The organism is Xanthobacter luteus, assembly GCF_040049235.1.
Taxonomy (GTDB): Bacteria; Pseudomonadota; Alphaproteobacteria; order Rhizobiales; family Xanthobacteraceae; genus Xanthobacter.
The window spans coordinates 125,536-145,158 of sequence record NZ_JBDZDO010000004.1 but is presented as its reverse complement, the minus strand read 5'-3'; the positions used below and the strand labels follow the sequence as shown (position 1 = coordinate 145,158).

Genomic DNA, 19,623 nt, shown 5'->3' with positions numbered 1-19,623 from the left:
GGGGGCGAATGGCTCAGGCGGTCAGCTGAGGGCGGGGAATCCGTCTCTGTTCAGCAATTTGGAGGCCGATCGGCCGACCAGAAGGAACCGCGGCGGGCTCCTTGGAGCGCGCTCCAGCCGCGCGCGGCGCCTGTCGTCGGAATGTCGCGGAAGTTGTCGTGGTGGAGCCGAGGGGAATCGAACCCCTGACCTCTGCAGTGCGATTGCAGCGCTCTCCCATCTGAGCTACGGCCCCGAACCATGGGAGGCGCCATTTACCGGGCGCCTCCCCCACGTGTCAAGCGCGCTCAAGGCCTTCCCGGGGTCCGTGAACAGGCCCCTCGCCGGCCCCCGCCCCGCCGTCCGCCGGCCCGCCCCGCCCGCCCCGCAGCACCACATAGATGGCCGGGATGACGAGCACCGTCAGCGCGGTGGACGAGGCGAGCCCGAACAGGAGCGAGATGGCGAGCCCCTGGAAGATCGGGTCGGTGAGGATCACCGCCGCGCCGATCATGGCCGCGAGCGCGGTGAGCAGGATCGGCTTGAAGCGGATCGCCCCGGCCTCCAGCAGCACGTCGACCAGCGGCCGCTCGCTCCCGCCCGGCGCCGCCTGGGCGTGGCGGATGAAGTCCACCAGCAGGATCGAGTTGCGCACGATGATGCCGGCGAGCGCGATGAAGCCGATCATCGAGGTGGCCGAGAACGGCGCGGCAAACAGCCAGTGCCCCGCCATGATGCCGATGAAGGTGAGCGGGATCGGCGTCAGGATCACCAGCGGCAGCTTGAACGAGCCGAACTGCGCCACCACCAGGATGTAGATGCCGAGGATGGCGACGCCGAACGCCGCGCCCATGTCGCGGAAGGTGATCCAGGTCACCTCCCATTCCCCGTCCCACAGCAGCGTCGGCCGGCTCTCGTCCGCCGGCTGGCCGTGCAGCGCGATCTCCGGCCTCGGCAGATGGCCGAAGTCCATGGCGTCCAGCGCCTCGGTGACCGCGATCATGCCGTAGACCGGCGCCTCGTAGGCGCCGGCCAGGTCCGCGCTCACCATCTCGGCGGCGCGCCCGTTGTGGCGGAAGATGGGGAAGGAGGAGGGCTCGCGCGTCACGCTCACCACGTCGCCGAGCTCCACCACGCCGCGCCCGCCGGGCAGAGCGTTGGCCGGCACCGGGGTCGACAGGGTGCGCGCGTCGGCCGCCTTGTCGGCCTTCGACAAGGCAAGCCGGATGGGGATCGGCGCGCGGCCCTCGCCGCGATGGGAATAGCCCACCGTCTGGCCGCCGAAGAAGGTGCGGATGGCGTCGTAGACGTCGGCCTGCTCCACTTTGTAGAATTCGAGATTGTCCTGGTCGATGGACAGCCGCACGCGCTCGGCCGTGGTGCCGAAGCTGTCGTCCACGTCGACGATGAAGGGCACGCTCTCGAATGCCTGGCGCACCTTGCGCGCCACCGCGCGGCGGGTGTCCGGATCGGGGCCGTAGATCTCGGCGAGCAGCGTCGCCAGAACCGGCGGGCCGGGCGGCGGCTCGACGACCTTCAGCGCGCTGCCGGGCGGCAGCGGCACCGCCCTCAGCCGCGCGCGCAGATCGAGCGCGATGTCGTGGCTGGCGCGGCTGCGCGCGCCTTTGGGCGCGAGATTGACCGCGATGTCGCCCTGGCGCGGCGTCGCGCGCAGATAGGAATGGCGCACCAGGCCGTTGAAGTTGAACGGCGAGGCGGTGCCGGCATAGGTCTGGAACGACACCACCTCGGGGACCGGCGCCATCAGGTCCACCATCTGCTGGAGCACCCGGTTGGTCTCCTCCACCGAGGTGCCCTGGGGCATGTCGAGGACCACGTTCAGCTCGGTCTTGTTGTCGAACGGCAGCAGCTTCACCGTCACGTGGCGGGTATAGACGAGCCCCAGCGAGGCGAGCGTCACCACGCCCACCGCCAGCAGGAAGGCGAGCGACCGCGCCCGCGAGGCGAGGATGGGCGCGGCCACCTTCACGTAAAGCCGTCCGAGCGCGCCGCCGCCCGCCGCCTCGTGCTGGTGCGCCACCGCCTTGGCGGAGCCCGCCACCTTCATCATCAGCCACGGGGTCAGCATCACCGCGACGAAGAAGGAGAACACCATGGCGGCCGAGGCGTTGGCCGGGATCGGGCTCATATAGGGCCCCATCATGCCGGACACGAACAGCATGGGCAGGAGCGCCGCCACCACGGTCAGCGTCGCGACGATGGTGGGGTTGCCCACCTCGGCCACCGCCTCGATCGCCGCCTGGGCGCGCGGGCGGCCGTCCTTCATGGCCCAGTGGCGGGCGATGTTCTCGATCACGACGATGGCGTCGTCCACCAGGATGCCGATGGAGAAGATGAGCGCGAACAGGCTCACGCGGTTCAGCGTGTAGCCCATGAGGCGGGAGGCGAAGAGGGTGAGCAGGATGGTGGTGGGGATCACCACCGCCACCACCAGCGCCTCGCGCCAGCCGATGGAAAAGCCCACCAGCACCACGATGGAGACGGTGGCGAGGCCGAGATGCAGCAGCAGCTCGTTGGCCTTCTCGTTGGCGCTCTCGCCGTAATTGCGGGTGACCGTGAGGGAAACGTCCTGCGGCAGCCACTGGCCGCGCACCGCCTCGAGACGGTGCAGTACCTCGTCCGCGATCACCACCGCATTGGTGCCGGCGCGCTTGGCGATGGCGAGCGAGACCGCGGGCCGGCGTGCGAGGCCGTCCTTCACCCGCGTCACGTCGAACACGCGGGTCTCCTCGGGCTCGGCGGCGAGCGAGACGGCGGCCACGTCGCGCACATAGACCGGCCGGGCGTCGCGGGCGGTGATCAGGAGGTTGCCGATCTCGCCGGCCGACTGCAGCGTCTGGCCGGCCACCAGCGTGCGCTGCTGGCCCTTCTCGCGCACGTAGCCGGCCTGGAAGGAGCGGTTGGCGCCCTCGATCTTGGCGGCCAGCTGGGCGAGCGTGATGCCGTAGAGCGACAGCTTCTCCGGGTCCGGCGCGACGCGGATCTCCTCCGGCTGCGCGCCGACGATGTAGGTGAGGCCGATGTCCGGGAGCTTGGCGATCTCCACCTGGAGTTCGCGCGCGAGCCGGGTGAGGTCGTTGGCGGTCCAGCGGGGCGCCACCTCGGGGGCGAGGTCGGCGCGCGGCGCCAGCGTCACCACCAGGATCGCCACGTCGTCGATGGAGCGCCCGACGATCAGCGGCTCGGGGATACCCACCGGCAGGCGGTCGAGATTGGCGCGCAGCTTCTCGTGCACGCGCAGGATCGCCGCGTCCGGGCTGGTGCCGGTGAGGAAGCGGGCGGTGACGAGCACCCCGTCGTCGGCGGTGGTGGAGTAGACGTGCTCGACGCCGTCGATGCTCTTGACGATGGTCTCCAGCGGCTCGGTGACCAGCTTGACCGCATCCTCCGCCTTGAGGCCGTTGGCCTCCACATGGATGTCCACCATGGGCACGGAGATCTGCGGCTCCTCCTCGCGCGGCAGCGTGACGAGGGCGATCAGGCCGAAGGCGAAGGCGGCGATCAGCAGCAGCGGCGTCAGCGGCGAGGCGATGAAGGTGCGCGTCAGGGCGCCGGCGATGCCGAGGCGCACCGGGCGCGCGCCCTCGGGGGCGGACGGCTGGGTCATGGCGTCAGCACCCGGTCGCCGTCCTTGAGGCCGGTGAGCACGACGATGCGGGGCGCGCCGTCCTGGTCGACGCGCTCGCCCAGCACCACGGGCACGGCAAGCGTTGCGCCGTCGGTGGCGACGCGCACGAGGTCGATGCCGTGGCGCGTCGTCACCGCCGCGGGCGGAACGGCGAGCACGGAGCGGCGGCCGATCTCGATCCACACCAGCGTGCGCTCGTTGACGAAATAGTCGCCGAGGCCTTCCACGTCGACATCCGCCATCACGCGGCCGGCGGTGATCTCGGGATAGACCTTGACGATGCGGCCCAAGCGGGCGCTGGCAATGCCGCCCGCCTTCTCGGGCGACAGCCCGCGCCCGCCGATGCGCACCGTGCCGCCCTCCTTGATGTCGGCGGCGTGGCGCTCGGGCAAAGACAGGCGCAGATAATACTGGCCCGAGGCGATGCGGGCGATCTCGTCGCCCGCCAGCACCACGCTGCCGGGGGTGACGGGAACGGTGAGCACGCGCCCGTCGGCGGGGGCGAGCACCGCGCCCTCGCGCGCCCGCTGCACCACCACGGCGCGGTCGGCCTCGGCGGCGGTCACCTGGTTGGCGGCCACGTCATACTGGGTCCTGGCGGTGTCGACGCGGCTCTGGCTGGCGACGCCGCGCGCGAGCAGCTGCTGGGCGCGGTCGAGCTCGGTCGCCGCGTTGGTGAGCTGGGATTTCAGCTCCTGGATCTTGGCGTTGGCGGCATTGAGCGAGAGCGCGAGCTTGTCGTCCACCACCAGGGCGATCTCGTCGCCCTCCTTCACCTGCGAACCCTCCGAGACCTTCACCTCGCGCACCGTGCCGCCGATGCGCGCGCGGGCGGGCACCACGGTGCGGCTCTCCACCTCGGCGAACACCGCCTTCAGCTCGGGCACCTCCAGCGGGCGCACCAGGAATTCGGCAGCAAGCGCCGGGACTGCCGCGACGGGCAGGAGCCCGGCGAGGGCGAGGCGGCGGAGCACCGGCGCGAGCCGGCGCAGGACAGCGGGAATGGCCATGGGGATCCGGCGCTCAGGCGCTTGCGGTCAGTTGAAGGCGCAGCCGGTCTTAAGGCCGAGCCTCTTGAAGATGATGGCGGCCGGGCAGAAACCGGTGACGGACGCCTGCATGAGATTAGCGCCGACGAAAGCGGTGAGCCAGAACCAGAGTGGGGAGACATAGAGGCCGAGGGCCAGGGACACGAGAACCATGAACCCGGCAAACAGCATGACCGCGCGATCAACCGACATTATGATCTCCTTGAAACCTGCCGCGCCATCGCGCGTCGTCCGCGGAGCTGCGGGCGCGCGGTGGCATGGGCTTGCAGATAACATTCAAAGAATATAAATTCAAGACAATGAATGTCTCGGAATTGATCCCCGCCTCGGAGCAGGCCGCCGAGCTGATGCGGGCGCTGTCGCACCCTCAGCGCCTGCTGGTGCTCTGCGCCCTCGGCGCGGAGGAGAAATCGGTGGCGCAGCTGCGCGAGGAATTGGGGATCGAGCAGGTTCCCATGTCGCAGCAATTGATGCGCCTGCGGGCCGACGGGCTGGTGGCGGCGCGGCGCGAGGGCACGAGCGTGTTCTATCGCATCGCCCGGCCCGAGGTGCTCGACGTGGTGGCGGCGCTGCACGGCGCCTTCTGCCGCAAGACGGAGGCTTAGGGCCCTGCGCCGGCCGGCGCGTCCGGGCGGCGCGCGCGGCTCAGTCCGCGGGCGGCGGCTGGTAGCGCCCCTTGAGACCCTCCGGCACCGGCGGATGCGTCTTGAGGCTGTCCTGGAAGGCGGAGATGGCCTTCAGGCACACCGACATCACCCAGGTGTTGCGCAGGCTCTCCTCGGGATATTCCTCCTTCGGATCGGCGACGAGATTGAACACCTTCGGCATGGTGAGCTTCTGCGGCGAGGCGAACCAGTCGCGCGTCTCCTCATAGAAAGCGAGCTTCCAGTTGCGCCACTTCACCGCCTCCAGCCGCTCGGCCACGAAGGCGAACACCACGTCGCGCGGCGACTTCTCGCTCTTGCCCAGGACGAGGTCGCTCAGATCCATGCCGTCGATCGGCCGGTCGTGCGGGATCTTCGCCCCGCACAAGGCGGCGAGCGTGGTGAAGGTGTCGATCTGGTGCACCATCTCGTTGGTCACCACGCCCGCCGGGATGCGGCCCGGCCAGCGGATGATGCAGGGCACCCGCAGCGACCCCTCCATGTGCGTGAAATAATAGCCGCGCCACGGCCCGGACGAGCCCTGCCAGGGCCAGGTGGGGTCCGGACCGTTGTCGGAGGTGAACACGACGATGGTGTCGTCGGCGATGCCGAGCCGGTCCAGGGTGTCGAGGATCTGGCCGAGCCGATGGTCGGTCTCGGCCAGGCTATCGGCGAAGTCGCCATTGCCGGTGGTGCCTTTGAAGTCGGGGTGCGGCAGCGTCGGCAGGTGCACCTGGGTCAGCGGCACATAGGCGTAGAAGGGCTTTTTCGCCGCCGCCGCGCGCTCCATGAAGTCGATGGTGCGCCGGGTGATCTCGGCGTCCATGAAGGCGCGCTCCTCGAGGTCGTAGGGCTTGAGCCGCCGGCTCTTCTCTCCCTTCACGCCCTCCATGATGTATTGCGGCTCGATGCCGGCCTCGCGGAAGTGCGGATTGTCGGGCCAGAACACTTCGTCGGTGGTGCGCGGGATGCCGTACCACTCGTCGAAGCCGTGGTCGTTGGGCAGCCGCCCGTCGACGCTGCCCAGATGCCACTTGCCGAAATGCCCGGTGGCATAGCCGATCTCCGACAGCAGCCGGGCGATGGTCACCTCGTAGGGGTTCAGGCCCTGCACCTCGATGTCGCCCACCGCCGGGTTGCCGATCGGCACCGTCAGCGTGCCGGAGCGGATGGCGTAGCGCCCGGTCATGATCGCGGAGCGGCTCGGCGTGCACTGCGCCTCGACGTTGAAATTGGTGAAGCGCATGCCCTCGGCGGCGAGACCGTCGGCGCGCGGCGTCGGCGCCCCGCGCAGCGCGCCCCCGCCGTAGCAGCCGAGCTCGCCGTAGCCGAGATTGTCGGTGAGGATGAAGACGACGTTGGGTTTCATTGGTCTTGTCCTTGGGCGGGGTTGGAAACTCAGGCGTCGGACACGCAGCGGAAGCCGATGTGGCAGGAGGCGCTGTCGATCATCTGCGGCTGGCGCGCCGCCGGCCGGTAGCGCTGGCAGAAGTCGGGCGCGCACAAGAAGGAGCCGCCCTTCAGCACCTTGCGCGGGATCGGCAGGTCCGGCTGCGCCGGGTCGAGGCTCGCCGCGCGCGCCATGCAGCAGGCCGGCTTTCCGCCGGCCTCGCCGGCGGCCTCGGGCGCCAGGTGGCGCGTGCCGTACCAGTCGCTGGTCCACTCCCAGACGTTGCCGATCATGTCGAGCAGGCCGAAGCCGTTGGCGGGATAGAGCCCCACCGCCGCCGTGCCGGGCGGGATTTCGCCGGCGTGGCGCGGAAACGGTCCGCCGGGCCAGATGTGGGCCATGCGCCGCCCACTTGGAGAGAGCTCCGTGCCCCAGGCATATTCGGCCGCCTTCAGGCCGCCGCGCGCCGCGAACTCCCATTCGGCCTCGCTCGGCAGGCGCTTGCCGGCCCAGGCCGCATAGGCCGCGGCGTCGGCGTAGGCGACGTGCACCACGGGGTGATCCTCGCGCCCGACAAGGTCGCTGCCCGGGCCTTGCGGATGGCGCCAGGAGGCGCCGGGAACATAGCGCCACCAGTCGGCCGGCCCGCGGTGGAGGCCGTCGGCGCGCGGCGCGAACACCAGGCTGCCGGGCACGAGGCGGTCCGCCGGGACGCCGGGATAGCGCGCCGGATCGGGCACGCGCTCGGCCAAAGTGACGTATCCGGTGGCGGCGACGAAGGCTGAGAACTGCGCATTGGTCACCGGCGCGCGGTCCATGAGGAAGCCGTCCACATGCGCCGGATGCGCCGGCCGCTCTTCCGGGTAGAAGCGGTTGGAGCCCATGGTGAAGGCGCCGCCAGGCACGCGCACCATGCCCGCAGGCGCCTGCGCCTGCGCCGGGGCGCGGAAGAAGCCGAGCGCGCGTGTGAAACCCATGGCGATCCCCGTTCCTGTCCTCAAGGCAAAGCGGTCCCTGCGGCGCGCGCGGCGCCGTCGGCGAAGTCCGGTTCCGGCGGAGGCGCCTTGCGGCGCGGGCTAGACGAACGCCATGGCGGCGAGCAGCGCGACGCTGACGCTGCTGGCGCCATAGGCGAAAAGGTAATGGCGCCGGCGGCGGCGGTCGGGGTCCGGCCCCTCGATCAGCGGCACGCGCGCGGCGAGGAGCGACCAGCCGCCGCCCAGGAGCGCGAAGCCGATGGCCGCCGCCTTGAGGATCATCACCGTGTCCATGGCGGCCTCCGGGCTGCGGGGGGTCTGCGGCGCCCGGCGCCGCGCCGGTCAGTCGGCGGCATGGCGCTTCTCGAACGCCTCCTTGATGTCGGCCCCGGCCCCGGTCTCCGCGAACGCGGCGGCCGCCTCGGCATAGAGCAGGTTCAGCGCCTCCTCCTTCAGCGCGGCGTAGCGGGCGGAGGAGAGCTGCTCGAACCGGCGCGGGCGCGGCAGGTCCACCTCGATCACCGCCGCCACCCTGGCGGGGGCGCGCGAGAGCACCACCAGCCGGTCGGCGAGGAAGATCGCCTCGTCGATCTCCGAGGTGACGAAGATGGTGGTGGTGCGCGTCTCCTCGAACAGGTGGGTGAGATATTCCTGCATCAGCTGGCGCGTCATGGCGTCGAGGCCGCGGAACGGCTCGTCCATGAGCAGCACCAGGGGATCGTTGATGAGGGCGCGGGCGAGCTCGCCGCGCCGCTGCATGCCGCCCGACAGTTCGCGCGGATAGCGGTTCTTGAACTCGCCGAGGCCGAACCGCTCGAGCAGCGCGCCCGCCTCGGCGCGGATCTGCGGCATGGTCTTGATGCCGCGCACCATGGGGCCGTAGGCGACGTTCTCCAGCGTCGTCATCCAGGGGAACAGCGCGGTCTCCTGGAACACCATGAGGCGGTCCCAGCCCGGTCCCTTCACGTCGACGCCGTCGAGCTTCACCGCGCCCCGATCGGCGCCGATATAGCCGGCGATCAGGTTCATGAGCGTGGTCTTGCCGCAGCCGGAAGGGCCGATCAGCACCGTGAAGAGCCCGCGCTCGGCGCGGAACGAGCAGTCCTCCACCAGGCGCAGCGGCTTGCCGTCGCGGTCGTACATGCCGACGCTGGCATGGCTGACCGCGATCTCGCCGGAGCCGGCGCCGGGCGTACGCGCGGGAGCGCAGGTGCGGGCCTCCATCAGCGCCTCCCCTGCCAGGGCGTGAGCAGCCGGCCGACCCGGCTGATGAGGGCGCTCGACACGAAGCCGGCGATGCCGATGGCGAGCATGCAGACGATCACCTGCGCGCCCGCATTGATCTCGAACGACTGCCACAAAAGGTAGCCGAGGCCGGTGTCAGAGGCGATCATCTCCGCCGCCACCACCATCTCCCAGCTGATGCCCATGCCCACCACCATGCCGGTGACGATGGAGGGCATGGTCGCCGGCAGAACGATGTAGCGGAACAGGTGCCAGCGGCTGGAGCCGAGCGAGAGCGCGGCGCGCTTGTAGGACTCCTCGATGGTCGAGGCGCCGCCGATGGTGTTGAGCAGCACGATCCAGAACGCGCCGAGGAAGACGATGAACACCGTGCTCATCTCCCGCGTCGGCCAGAAGATGATGGCGACCGGGATCCAGGCCACCGGCGGGATCGGCCGCAGGATCTCGGTGATGGGAAACAGGGTGTGGAACGCCATGCGGTTGGTGGCCATCATCAGGCCGATGGGCACGCCGATGATCTGCGCCAAGGCGAAGCCGGCAAGGATGCGCAGCGCGCTCTTGTAGCAGGCGGTCCAGAAGGTGGCCGACGACAGCAGATCCCAGGAGGCGGCGACCACCCTGGTGGGCGGCTCGACGGCGGACAGACCCGGAATGCCGAGCGGGCGCGCGAACTGCCAGGCGAGAAAGAAGGCGATGAGGGTGATGGCCCCCACCACCAGGTCGAAATGCCGGTTGAGATGCGTCTTGATCCCGGAGGCCAACGGGGTTCCCCTTTCGACGGCGTTCGCAGGTGGCGCGGCGGCGGTGGATGCGAGCGATTTCACCGGGCCATCTCCTTCTCGCCCGCCTCGAAGGCGCGCCGCGCCTCGGTGTGCACCACCTGCGACAGCGCGGCCTTCAGTTCGAGGAAGCGCGCCGAGGTGAGCACCTCGTGGCTGCGCGGCTTGGGGATGTCGACGGTGACCACCTCCTTGATGCGGCCGGGCCGCGAGGTGAACACCACCACCTTGTCGCCGAGGAAGATCGCCTCCTCCAGATCGTGGGTGATGAAGAACACGGTCTTCGGGAACTGCACCAGCAGCTCCAGAAGGTATTCCTGCATCACGCTCTTGGTGAGCGCGTCCAGCGCCCGGAACGGCTCGTCGAGCAGCAGCACGGAGGGATCGTTGACGAGCGCGCGCACGATCTCCACGCGCCGCTTCTGGCCGCCGGACAGATCGTTGGGATACTTGTCCTCGCAGCCCTTGAGGCCGACCCGCGCGAGCAGGCGCATGCCGTGCTCGTTCGCCTCGCGCGCGCTCATGCGGCCCTGCATCACCGGCCCGCAGGTGATGTTCCACATCACGCTGCGCCAGGGGAACAAAGCGCCGTGCTGGAACACGACGATGCGGTCCTCGCCCGGCGCCGCGCTCTCCCCCGGGGTGGCGAGGGTGCGCCCGTCGAGCTGGATGGTGCCGGCCGTGACGGTCTCGAAGCCGGCCACGGCATTGAGCAAGGTGGTCTTGCCGCAGCCGGAGGGACCGACGATGGCGCAGAACTCGCCGGGGGCGATGTCGAGGTCGATGCCGTCGAGCGCCAGCACCGCCTTGCGCTCGGGATCATAGACCTTGCGCACCGCGCGGAAGGAGAGCGCGCCCCGGCTCATGCCACGCTCCCGAGCGTCTTGCCGCGCCAGCGCATGAGGTAGGCGCCGAGCCGGCGGATGATGGCGCTGGAGATGTAGCCGCACACGCCGAGGGTCAGGATCATGATAACCATGGTCTCGAACTGCACGTAGTAATAGGCCTCCCACACCTTGTATCCGAGCCCGGCGGTGCCGGAGACGATCTCCGACGCCACCAGCGAGAACCAGCAGGCGGCCATGGCGATCTGCAGCCCGACGAAGATGAAGGGCAGCGCGCCGGGGATCACCACGTGCCGCAGCACCGCCCAGCGCGAGAAGCCCAGCGACTGCGCGGCGCGGAAATACACCTCGTCGATGGAGCGCACCCCCAGCATGGTGTTGAGCACGGTGATGAAGAAGGCGGCGAGGAAGGTGAGCGCGATCACCGAGCTCTCGCGGCTCGGCATCACCAGGATCACGAGCGGGATCCAGGCCAGCACCGGGATCGGCCGCGCGAGCTCCAGCAGCGGCTGGCACACGGCGCGGAACCAGCGGTTCCAGCCCGACAGGATGCCGATGACGACACCCGCGGAGACCGAGAGCACAAAGGCGAAGATCACGCGCCCGGCGCTCGCCTTCAGGTGGTCGTAATATTCCTGCGTGAACACCGAGACGCCGAACGTGGGGTTGGGGCTGAACATCTCGCGCAGGCTCACCGAGAGCCGGGGCAATTGCGCGAAGCGCCAGATCGCGAACACGTCCACCAGCAGGAACCAGGACAGGAAGAACAGGCTGATGCCGAGCATCGCCTGGAGGAACGGAAGCCAGCCGGCGGCGGGCCTGCCGCCGGCCTTGCCCGGCGGGCCCGACATGGGGATGGGAGCTGCCATGAGCTTGGCCTTTCTCGCGCGCGTCGTTCCGGCTCAGCTGAACAGGGCCACGTAGTCCTCGATGCGGTCCTTGTTGCCGAGCAGCGGGAAGCCCTTGTCGAGCGGCACCGCCTTCAGCGTGACCAGCGGCGAGGACACGCCCATCTCCTTCATGGCCTCGCGGGCGAGGCTGTCATCGACCGCCCCGGGCAGCAGGGTCGAGGAGGGGATCACCTTGTTGGCGGCGAGATATTCGACCACCTTGGCCTGCACCGCGCGGATATCGTCGTTCCAGACGAACAGCTTCTCGTCGCGGATCGGGCCGCCGTAATAGGGCTCGGGAATCAGGCCGGCGAGCGAGAACCACAGCGCCTGGCGCGACAGGCCCTTCACGTACTTCTGGGCGATGGCGATCACCTCGTCGTGGTTGCGCGGGTCGCAATACCACAGCTGGGCCTCGATCTCGGACTTCAGCCACGCCTTCATGATCTCGGGCTTGGCGTCCATGAAGTCCTTGCGGGCAATCATGGTGCCGAAATCGCGCTCGTTCCACGGATAGCCGGTGGCCACCACGCGGGCGACGCCCTCGCCGGCGATGGTGCTCACCGCCGCGCCCTGCGGGTCCCAGGTGCACGCGCCGTCGATGGTGCCGTTCCTGAGGCTGGTGGTGATGACGCCGATGGCGAGGTTGAGGTATTCGGCCGGCTTGACGCCGTCGCGCTTGAGCACGTCCTGGAAGAAGCGGTCGGAGGCCGAGCCCTTCGGGGTCGCCACCTTCTTGCCGTCCATCCACTTGAGCGCCTCCTTGGACGAGGCGAACTCCGGCGCGTCCTTGCGCACCAGGACCTGGAAGGTGGCATAGCCGGACGGCGAGGAGCCGATGATGCCGACCGCGCGGATGTCTACGCGCTCGCGCTGGAAGGTGGCGATCAGGCCCGGGGCGTCGCCGTTATGTCCGATCACGCTCTTGTTGGCGATCAGCTCGCTGGTGACGATGCCGCCCTGGATCGGGTGCGAGAAGGTGACGTTGGAGCCCGCCGGCAGGTACTTCTTCCAGAAGCCCTTCTCCTGGTTGATCATGCCGAACCAGCCCTGGGTCCAGTCGGGCCGGATGGCGACGTTGAACTCCACCGGCGCCCCGGAAATCTGCTGGCCGTAGGCGAGGTCGCCCCAGGCGAAACCGTAGGACGAGACGGCGGCGCCGGCGAGGGTGGCGGCCGAGCGCACCATGAACTGGCGGCGGGAGAGATCCAGCTGCGGCATCGCCTGGCGCTGAGCGGGAATGAGCGTCTCGTGGTCGGCCATCTGGACTCTCCAAGGCGGGCAAAGTTTGCTGTGAGGAAACAAATTTATCTGAGAATAGGAGTCGGCCCGTTTCGCTCGCAATCCCTGGAGTCAAGGAATTGCCCTCGGCGCCAAAAAATGACGCGAATTTAGGCGGGCCGCTCTCAAGTCGATCAGAATCGATCCCGGATGGGCGCGCGCCGGGAAAGATTTGAAGAGCCATCGGCAAGTAATGTTATCGAAAATACCGCCTGGTTTACCTGAGCGCCGCGACGCGATGGCGGCCCCCCGCCGGGCGGCATGCCTCTAGTGATTGAGCGCCTTGAGCGCATCCCAGTCGCGGATCACCAGCTTCCGGCCCTCGCCGCGCACCAGGTCCTCGTCGCGGAACCTGGACAGGGTCATGGTCACCCACTGGCGCGTCACGCCGATCATGGCCGCCAGCTCGCCGTGCGTGTAGGGCATGTCGAGGTGCACGCCGTCCTCGGCCGGCACGCCGTAGAATTCCGCCAGCTCCAGGATCGCCTTGGCGAGCCGCGCGGCGGCGCTCTGGGTGCCCAGCATCTGCAGCAGGTTGGACATGCAGCGGCCCTTGATGACCAGCCCGTCCAGCAGCGCCATGGTGAACATGGGCATGCGCGGCATCAGCTCGCACAATTGGTCGCCGCTCAGATAGAGCACCTGGGAATGCTCGGTCGCCTGGCCCGACCAGCAGTGCTTGCCGCGGCCGAACAGCTCCGGCCCGCCGACGAAGGTGTTGGGCGTCCAGTGGGCGATGGTCAACTCGCGGCCGCGCTCGGAGGTGTAGAAGGTGCGTACCCGCCCGCTCTCGATGATGAAGATGCCGCCGTGGCGCGTGCCCTGCTTGAATAGGATGTGGCCGGGATTGAGCCATAGCGGCCGGCCGGCGGCGCGCAGCGCCTGCCGCTCCTCCGCCGACAGGCGCTCGAAGATGCCGAGCTCCAGCGGATCGCCGCGCAATTGATCGAAATAGACGAACTCGTCGGCCAAGCCTGAGGGATGCGCTCTCATTGTCGTCCACCTCGGAAGGTGTGCCGCCACTGCCGAAAACACGCGTAGCAAGCTATCTTGGAAAGCAATCTTCGTGCCGCCCGCGCGGCAGCCACCGGTTCAGCCCATGCGAGGGGCGGCCGCCCAAGTGCCGGGCAATATTTGCATATGCTGCAAACTATTTGTATCAGATTTCCGGAATGGCGGGCGAAGGGGCAGGGGTGCGATGACCGGCGGAGCGAGCGGCCCGAGCCTTGGGGATCTCGCGCGCGGGCGCGGTGAGGTGGCCATCCCCGCGCGCCATTCCTTCTGGTGGGATGCCGCCCCGCTGCGCGACGCCGCGCTCCCCCTTCCGCTTGCCGCCCGGCTGCCCACCCGCACGCAGGTGCTGGTGGTGGGCGCGGGGTTCACCGGCCTGTCGGCGGCCCTGGTCCTCGCCCACGCCGGACGCCAGGTCCTGGTGGTGGATGCCGGCCCGCCGGGCTTCGGCGCCAGCACCCGCAATGGCGGCCAGGTGGGCAGCGGCAACCAGAAGTTCCGCGTGGCGGCCCTGGTCGCCAGGATGGGCGAGCGCAAGGCCGTGGCGCTGCTGCGCGAGGGCGTGGAGATGCTGGACGGCATCGAGCGCCTGATCGCCGAGGAGGGGATCGACTGCGACTTCGTCCGCTGCGGCCGCTTCCGCGGCGCCATGCGGCCGGCGCACTACGAGGCCATGGCGCGCGACATGGAAGACCTCGGCCGGCTCGCCGGCGTCGGCTTCGAAATGGTGCCGAAGGCGGACCAGCACCGCGAGATCGGCTCGGACCTGTTCTGCGGCGGCGCGCTGCTGCCGGGCGACGCCAGCCTCGATCCGGGCCGCTACCATCAGGGCCTGCTCGCGCGTGCGCTCGACGCCGGCGTGCGGGTGGAAGGGCAGGCGCGGGTACGCGGCATCGAAACGGCGGCGCCCGGCGCCGGCCACGTGGTGCGCTTCGACGGCCACGCGGTGGCGGCGCGCGAGGTGCTGGTGGCCACCAACGGCTACACCTGCGGCGTCGGTGCGTATCTGCGCCGGCGCATCGTGCCGATCGTCTCGGCGCAGATCGCCACCGGCGCGGTGCCGGCCGACCTCATGGATCGCGCCATGCCGCGCCGGCGCGTCTATGGCAATTCCAACCGCGTGTTCTTCTATTTCCGCCCGGCGCCGCGCGGCAGCCGCATCGTCTTCGGTGGGCGCGCCGCCCATGTGCGGCCCCAGAGCGCGCCGTCCGCTCATGCCCATCTGGCGCGCGCGCTGCTGTCGGTCTTTCCCGACCTCGCCGCCGTGCCGGTGACCCACGTCTTCAGCGGCGCCATCGGCTACACGAACGACAATTTTCCCCATCTGGGCGCCGACCAAGACGGCGTGTTCCACGCGCTCGGCTATTGCGGCACCGGGGTGTCCCGGGCCACCCATTTCGGACGCAAGATCGCCTGGCGCATGCTGGGGCGGCCGGAAGGCCGCAGCGCCTTCGACGACCTGCCCTTCCCCGCCCATCCCTTGCGCGCGCTCGCGCCTGTGGGCGTGCCGCTGGTGGAGGCCTGGTATCGCCTGCGCGACCGGGGCAATTTCTGACCCCGGCTCACTCCGCGTAGATGATGATGGAGAGGAAGCGGATCTGCGGGTCCAGCAGGGTCTGCGGCCCGTGCACCACCGCGCCCGAGAAGGTGAAGCTGTCGCCCGGCTCCAGCAGGAACACGCGCTCGCCGAAACGGTATTCCATGCGCCCGCTCAGCATGTAGATCAGCTCCGTGCCGGGATGCTGGAAGCGCGGATAGGCGCCGCTCTGCTGGTCCATCTCGATCAGGAACGGCTCGAACGCCTTGCGCGGCCCCTTCTGGTAGGCGAGCAGGCGGTAGGTGTGGCCGTGGCGGGTGCCGGTGCGCACCACTTCCATCTGGTCCCCGGCCTTGATCAGCTGCGCGCGTCCCGAGGTGTCCTCGATCGCCTGGAACAGGGCCGAGAGGCCGATGCCCAGCACCGCGGCGAGGCGCTCCAGCACCTCGAGGCTCGCCGCCGACTGGCCGTTCTCGATCCGGCTCAGCATGGCGATGGACATGCCGCTCGCCGCGGCGAGCTCGGCCAGCGTCAGGCCCCGCTCCAGCCGGTGGCGGCGGATCGCGGCGCCGGCGCGGCGGTGGATCGGCTGCAGCGCGGTCTCGGCGCTGCCTTCGTCCTCGCCGACGGCCGAAGTGGGGCTCTTGGCGCGCCTGGTCACCATGTCCCCCTTCCGGTCCGTGGCTCGCCGGCAGCTTAGAGCGCGATCGGGCCTTATGGAACCACCGCGCTGCGGCCGGCGACAGGCGTGCCGACGTGTCGAGGAGGCCGGATTTCGCCCCGGGCGATCGCCACGGTCCCGCGCGGCCCGCTATTTCTCCACCGCCGGCAGCAGCTGCTCGCTTTCGTCCTCCGCCCGCTCGCGGGCGCCGGGATGCTCCTCGATGAGCGGGCCGGGCGTCGCCGCCGCGGCGGCGGCCTCCGCCTTGCGGGCGCGGGCGCGGGCCGGGGCCTGGGCGACCTCGCCGCGGACGATGCGAAGCGGCGGCGCCGCGCCCTTCTTGTCCTCGCCGAAATAGACCGTCTGGTGCGGATAGGGCATTTGGATGCCTTGGGCGTCGAACGCCGCCTTGATGCGCCGGTAGAACTCGCGCTTCACGTTCCACTGCCCCAGCGGGCGGGTCTTGAAGCGGCCGCGCAGCCACACCGAGGATTCCTTCAGGCCCTCCACGCCCACCACCTCGAACGGGCCGATGATGGTGTCGGCGAGCGGGCCGTTCTCGGCCATGTCGCGCGCCACCTCCGCCATCACGGCGAGCGCCTCGTCCACGTTCTCGCGGTAGGCGACGGAGACGTCCACCACCGCATAGGCGAAATGCTTGGACATGTTCTTGATGGTCTGCACCTCGCCGAACGGCAGCGAATGCACGTTGCCGTCGAAGTCGCGCAGGTGGACGGTGCGGATGGTGATCTTCTCCACCAGGCCCGCATGGGCGCCGACCTCCACCACGTCGCCCACCGACAGCGTGTCCTCCATGAGGATGAAGATGCCGGTGATGACATCCTTCACCAGGGTCTGCGCGCCGAAGCCGATGGCGAGGCCGAGCACGCCGGCGCCGGCCAGCAGCGGGGCGATGTTCACCCCGAACTCGGACAGCACGATCAGCCCGGCGATGGTGATGATGATCACCCTGAGGCCGTTCATCATGAACGGCACCAGCGTCTTTAGCCGGGTGGAGGCGGGATTGCGCGCGCTCATGCGCTCGGCGAAGGCGGCGCCGAGCTCCCAGGTGGCGAACGCCGCCACCAGCACGATGAGGATCGAGATGCCGCGGCTCAGCAGCGCCTGCCCGCCGGTGGAGGCGAACCACGCGAACGGCTGCGCGCCCCAGATCTCGAGCAGCGCGATGATCGTGAAGGCCGCGACGACGGCATTGCCCGCCTGGCGCAGCGCGGGCAGGTAGCGGTTCGCCCGCAGCTCCAGCAGCGGGTATTTCTGCTTGATCTCCGGGGCGAGCCGGAACACCGTGCCGAACACGCGGTGCAGCGCGAACAGGATGAGGCGGGCCGCCGCCAGCGCCAGCACCGAAAGCAGCGTCGCCCGGGCGAGGAAGGCGAAGCCGCCTTCGAAATCGGTCACCCACACCACATAGGCCGCGGTGACATAGGCGATGGCGAGCAGGTGCCAGAAGTCCGCCACCTGGTTGCGCAGGCGCGCCACGCCGTCGCTCGGCGCGGCGAGGGCGCGCAGCCGCCGCGCGACCGACGCCCGGATCTGCAGGATGAACACCACCGCCATGCCCGCCACGATCAAGGCGAGGAGGTCGCCCAGCAGGCTGTAGGCCGCGAAGGACAGGCCCAGAATCCAGGCCGTGCGCAGCAGGAAGTAGCCGTAGATGGCGGCGTGGGTGAATCGGCGCACCCAGAGGAAGCCATAGGCCGCGCTCTCGTCGTCCAGCGGCAGGAGCCGCAGGCGCGCGGCGTCCGGGGCGAGGACTGCCCGGCCCGCGGCGATGATGGCCCGCGCCAGCACGTTGGCGTTCACCACCGTGACCACCGCGAGCCGCACCAGGAAGTTCAGGTCCACCACCGCCAGCACGCCGAAGGCCGCGGCGGCGAAGGCGACGATGGGCAGCGTGTCGAGCACTGTGCGCACGCACAGCAGCAGGAGGCGGCTCGCGAACGATCCGCCGCCCCGCGCCTCCACCGCGCGCCGCGCTCCGGCGAGCAGGCCCTTCACCGCCCATTCGGCGAGCAGAGCCGCGACCAGCACAGCCGCCACCACGCCCACGGCCCAGGCGATGCGCTCGATCACGAACGGGTCGGAAAGGCTGGAGAACAGGCGGCCCAGCTGGCCGGGAACCTTCTCCACGTCGGCGGCCAGCCCGAGGACCGAGCCGGAGAACGCGCCGAGCGCGCTGGTGGCGCCAGCCAGCCAGTCGTCACGCACCGGGGCTTCCGGCGCGGCGCGATCGGCCGCCACCAGCGCGCTGAGCCGCGCCACGAACGCCGCGCGGGCGGCATCGTCCTTCAGCGTCGCCACAAGGTCACGGATATCGGCGCGCAGCGTCTCGGGGAGCGTCGTCGCGGGCGCGGCGCTGTCCGAGGCGCCGGGCGCGGCGGCAGGAGGCGTGGCAGCGGGGGCGGCGAAGGACGGCGCCGTGGTTCCGGTCTGGGCCGCCGCCATGGGCGCAAGGGCAATGAAAAGCAGGCATGCCGCGAGGCGGCCGAATTGCATCATGGGGGGTCTCCCGGCTGGCCGTGGCGGTGTGTGTCGCACAGGGAGCGGCGCGCCAGGCGCCGCGACGGGGTCGGGCACGCCTTGCATCCCCGCGCGGTGCCGTCCACCCGCGTCCGCGGTCCGCCGATTTCGGCGGCCGATCGACGCTCCCGGACGCGATCACGCGCCCGCGTCGCCCACCGGCCGGCGTGCGCACCCCGACAGGCGCGAGCTCAGGAGGGTAAGTCGCGAACGGCGCATCCGGATCCCTCGCCTGCACGGGCCGATCTTGCGGCCGCGCGCGTGGGCTCCCATATGCCGAGAGCCGGGATGCCGCGACGGGTCCCGGCGGGCTGGTGGCCGGATAGGCGCTGGTCCGGGCAATGCAAAGTCGCTTGACGAGGGCTTTGATCGATGTCGCGCATGTCTTCGCTGTCGAGCCCCTTTTTGCTCGGGTTCGACGAGGTCGAGCGGTTGCTCGACCGCGTGACCAAGAGCGCCGAGGGCTATCCTCCCTACAATGTGGAGAGGGTCGAATCGGCGGGGCAAGCGCCGCGCCTGCGCATCACGCTGGCGGTGGCGGGATTCACGGCGGACCAGCTCGAGATCACCCTCGACGAGAAGGAATTGACCATCCGCGGCCGTCAGGCCGAGGAGGCTCAGGACCGCATCTTCCTCCACAGGGGAATCGCGGCCCGTCAGTTCCAGCGCGCCTTCGTCTTGGCGGAGGGCATGAACGTGGTCGGCGCGGAGCTGCGCAACGGCCTGCTCTCGGTGGACCTGGTCCGCCCGGAGCCGGAGCGGCGGGCAAAGCGCATCGACATCGTCTCTCGTGCGTGACGCACGGGCGGCGTGAGCGTTGCCGAGAGTGAGGAGTAGAGCCATGACGAACGACAAGACCGACACGCTGACGCCCGACACCATCACCCCCGAGGCCCTGGCCGGGCTCGGCGGCGGGCATATCGCTTATGTGCGCACCATCCGCTCCGAGGACGTGGCGACCATGTTCCCGCAGGCGCCCCAGATCGCGCCGGGCATGACGCTGTTCACGCTCCATGCGGCGGACGGCACGCCGATCCTCCTCACGGACAGCCGGGAGGCGGCGCTCGCCAATGCGATGCAGAACGAACTGGAGACGGTGAGCGTTCACTGACAAGGACCCGCCGGCCCTGCCGGCGGCCCGGGAG

General features: G+C 69.9%; 18 protein-coding genes and 1 tRNA gene. 4 read left to right on the top strand and 15 right to left on the bottom strand.

The genetic code is table 11. The features are described from left to right. Window positions 1-159: 159 nt before the first annotated feature. From ABLE88_RS14100 to ABLE88_RS14085, 4 genes are all read right to left on the bottom strand, one after another. Window positions 160-235 (bottom strand) — tRNA-Ala (locus ABLE88_RS14100). Window positions 236-277: 42 nt separating this feature from the next. Further along, a complete protein-coding gene (locus ABLE88_RS14095) occupies window positions 278-3,571 on the bottom strand; it encodes an efflux RND transporter permease subunit (RefSeq protein ID WP_348832560.1) in 3,294 nt (1,097 codons plus the stop codon). A 32-nt stretch (window positions 3,572-3,603) separates the two neighbouring features. Then, the gene (locus ABLE88_RS14090; RefSeq protein WP_348832323.1) at window positions 3,604-4,638 is read right to left on the bottom strand and encodes an efflux RND transporter periplasmic adaptor subunit; all 1,035 of its coding nucleotides are present in this window, start codon (window positions 4,636-4,638) and stop codon (window positions 3,604-3,606) included. 27 nt (window positions 4,639-4,665) lie between these two features. Next, on the bottom strand, window positions 4,666-4,869 hold the full coding sequence (locus tag ABLE88_RS14085; RefSeq protein WP_348832322.1) for a YgaP family membrane protein: 204 nt from the start codon (window positions 4,867-4,869) through the stop codon (window positions 4,666-4,668). Between the two features lie 122 nt (window positions 4,870-4,991). On the opposite strand from ABLE88_RS14085, the gene ABLE88_RS14080 reads away from it, so the two are divergent. Then, window positions 4,992-5,282 carry an ArsR/SmtB family transcription factor gene (locus ABLE88_RS14080; RefSeq protein WP_348832321.1) on the top strand — a complete coding sequence of 97 codons (291 nt, stop codon included), beginning with the start codon at window positions 4,992-4,994 and terminating at the stop codon, window positions 5,280-5,282. 40 nt (window positions 5,283-5,322) lie between these two features. Here the strand turns inward: ABLE88_RS14080 and ABLE88_RS14075 are convergent, their stop codons facing one another. From ABLE88_RS14075 to ABLE88_RS14035, 9 genes are all read right to left on the bottom strand, one after another. Further along, a complete protein-coding gene (locus ABLE88_RS14075; RefSeq protein ID WP_348832320.1) occupies window positions 5,323-6,690 on the bottom strand; it encodes an arylsulfatase in 1,368 nt (455 codons plus the stop codon). A gap of 29 nt (window positions 6,691-6,719) precedes the next feature. Then, entirely contained in the window at window positions 6,720-7,688 is a 969-nt protein-coding gene (locus ABLE88_RS14070) for a formylglycine-generating enzyme family protein (protein ID WP_348832319.1), read from the bottom strand. 99 nt (window positions 7,689-7,787) lie between these two features. Continuing rightward, a complete protein-coding gene (locus ABLE88_RS14065; RefSeq protein ID WP_348832318.1) occupies window positions 7,788-7,982 on the bottom strand; it encodes a hypothetical protein in 195 nt (64 codons plus the stop codon). A gap of 48 nt (window positions 7,983-8,030) precedes the next feature. Further along, complete coding sequence (locus ABLE88_RS14060) at window positions 8,031-8,912, bottom strand: ABC transporter ATP-binding protein (RefSeq protein WP_348832317.1); 882 nt, start codon at window positions 8,910-8,912, stop codon at window positions 8,031-8,033. Then, complete coding sequence (locus tag ABLE88_RS14055) at window positions 8,912-9,757, bottom strand: ABC transporter permease (protein ID WP_348832316.1); 846 nt, start codon at window positions 9,755-9,757, stop codon at window positions 8,912-8,914. The genes ABLE88_RS14060 and ABLE88_RS14055 overlap by 1 nt, the downstream gene beginning before the upstream one ends. Continuing rightward, complete coding sequence (locus ABLE88_RS14050; protein ID WP_348832315.1) at window positions 9,754-10,578, bottom strand: ABC transporter ATP-binding protein; 825 nt, start codon at window positions 10,576-10,578, stop codon at window positions 9,754-9,756. The genes ABLE88_RS14055 and ABLE88_RS14050 overlap by 4 nt, the downstream gene beginning before the upstream one ends. Next, window positions 10,575-11,426: an ABC transporter permease gene (locus ABLE88_RS14045; RefSeq protein ID WP_348832314.1), complete on the bottom strand. Its 852-nt coding sequence runs from the start codon at window positions 11,424-11,426 to the stop codon at window positions 10,575-10,577. The genes ABLE88_RS14050 and ABLE88_RS14045 overlap by 4 nt, the downstream gene beginning before the upstream one ends. Window positions 11,427-11,459: 33 nt before the next feature. Further along, a complete protein-coding gene (locus tag ABLE88_RS14040) occupies window positions 11,460-12,710 on the bottom strand; it encodes an ABC transporter substrate-binding protein (RefSeq protein ID WP_348832313.1) in 1,251 nt (416 codons plus the stop codon). A gap of 285 nt (window positions 12,711-12,995) precedes the next feature. Next, window positions 12,996-13,721 carry a Crp/Fnr family transcriptional regulator gene (locus ABLE88_RS14035; RefSeq protein WP_348832312.1) on the bottom strand — a complete coding sequence of 242 codons (726 nt, stop codon included), beginning with the start codon at window positions 13,719-13,721 and terminating at the stop codon, window positions 12,996-12,998. 262 nt (window positions 13,722-13,983) lie between these two features. On the opposite strand from ABLE88_RS14035, the gene ABLE88_RS14030 reads away from it, so the two are divergent. Then, window positions 13,984-15,294, top strand: a complete 1,311-nt coding sequence (locus tag ABLE88_RS14030; protein ID WP_348832311.1) for an NAD(P)/FAD-dependent oxidoreductase — start codon at window positions 13,984-13,986, stop codon at window positions 15,292-15,294. A 7-nt stretch (window positions 15,295-15,301) separates the two neighbouring features. Here ABLE88_RS14030 and ABLE88_RS14025 read toward each other — a convergent pair whose 3' ends face one another. Both ABLE88_RS14025 and ABLE88_RS14020 read right to left on the bottom strand, forming a co-directional pair. Continuing rightward, window positions 15,302-15,940 carry a helix-turn-helix domain-containing protein gene (locus ABLE88_RS14025; protein ID WP_348832310.1) on the bottom strand — a complete coding sequence of 213 codons (639 nt, stop codon included), beginning with the start codon at window positions 15,938-15,940 and terminating at the stop codon, window positions 15,302-15,304. A 147-nt stretch (window positions 15,941-16,087) separates the two neighbouring features. Further along, window positions 16,088-18,457: a mechanosensitive ion channel family protein gene (locus tag ABLE88_RS14020; protein WP_348832309.1), complete on the bottom strand. Its 2,370-nt coding sequence runs from the start codon at window positions 18,455-18,457 to the stop codon at window positions 16,088-16,090. Between the two features lie 393 nt (window positions 18,458-18,850). On the opposite strand from ABLE88_RS14020, the gene ABLE88_RS14015 reads away from it, so the two are divergent. Continuing rightward, window positions 18,851-19,276, top strand: coding sequence for an Hsp20 family protein (locus ABLE88_RS14015; protein WP_348832308.1), 426 nt, complete (start codon window positions 18,851-18,853; stop codon window positions 19,274-19,276). Window positions 19,277-19,319: 43 nt separating this feature from the next. Further along, on the top strand, window positions 19,320-19,589 hold the full coding sequence (locus ABLE88_RS14010) for a BQ00720 family protein (RefSeq protein ID WP_348832307.1): 270 nt from the start codon (window positions 19,320-19,322) through the stop codon (window positions 19,587-19,589). The last annotated feature ends 34 nt before the right edge of the window (window positions 19,590-19,623 follow it).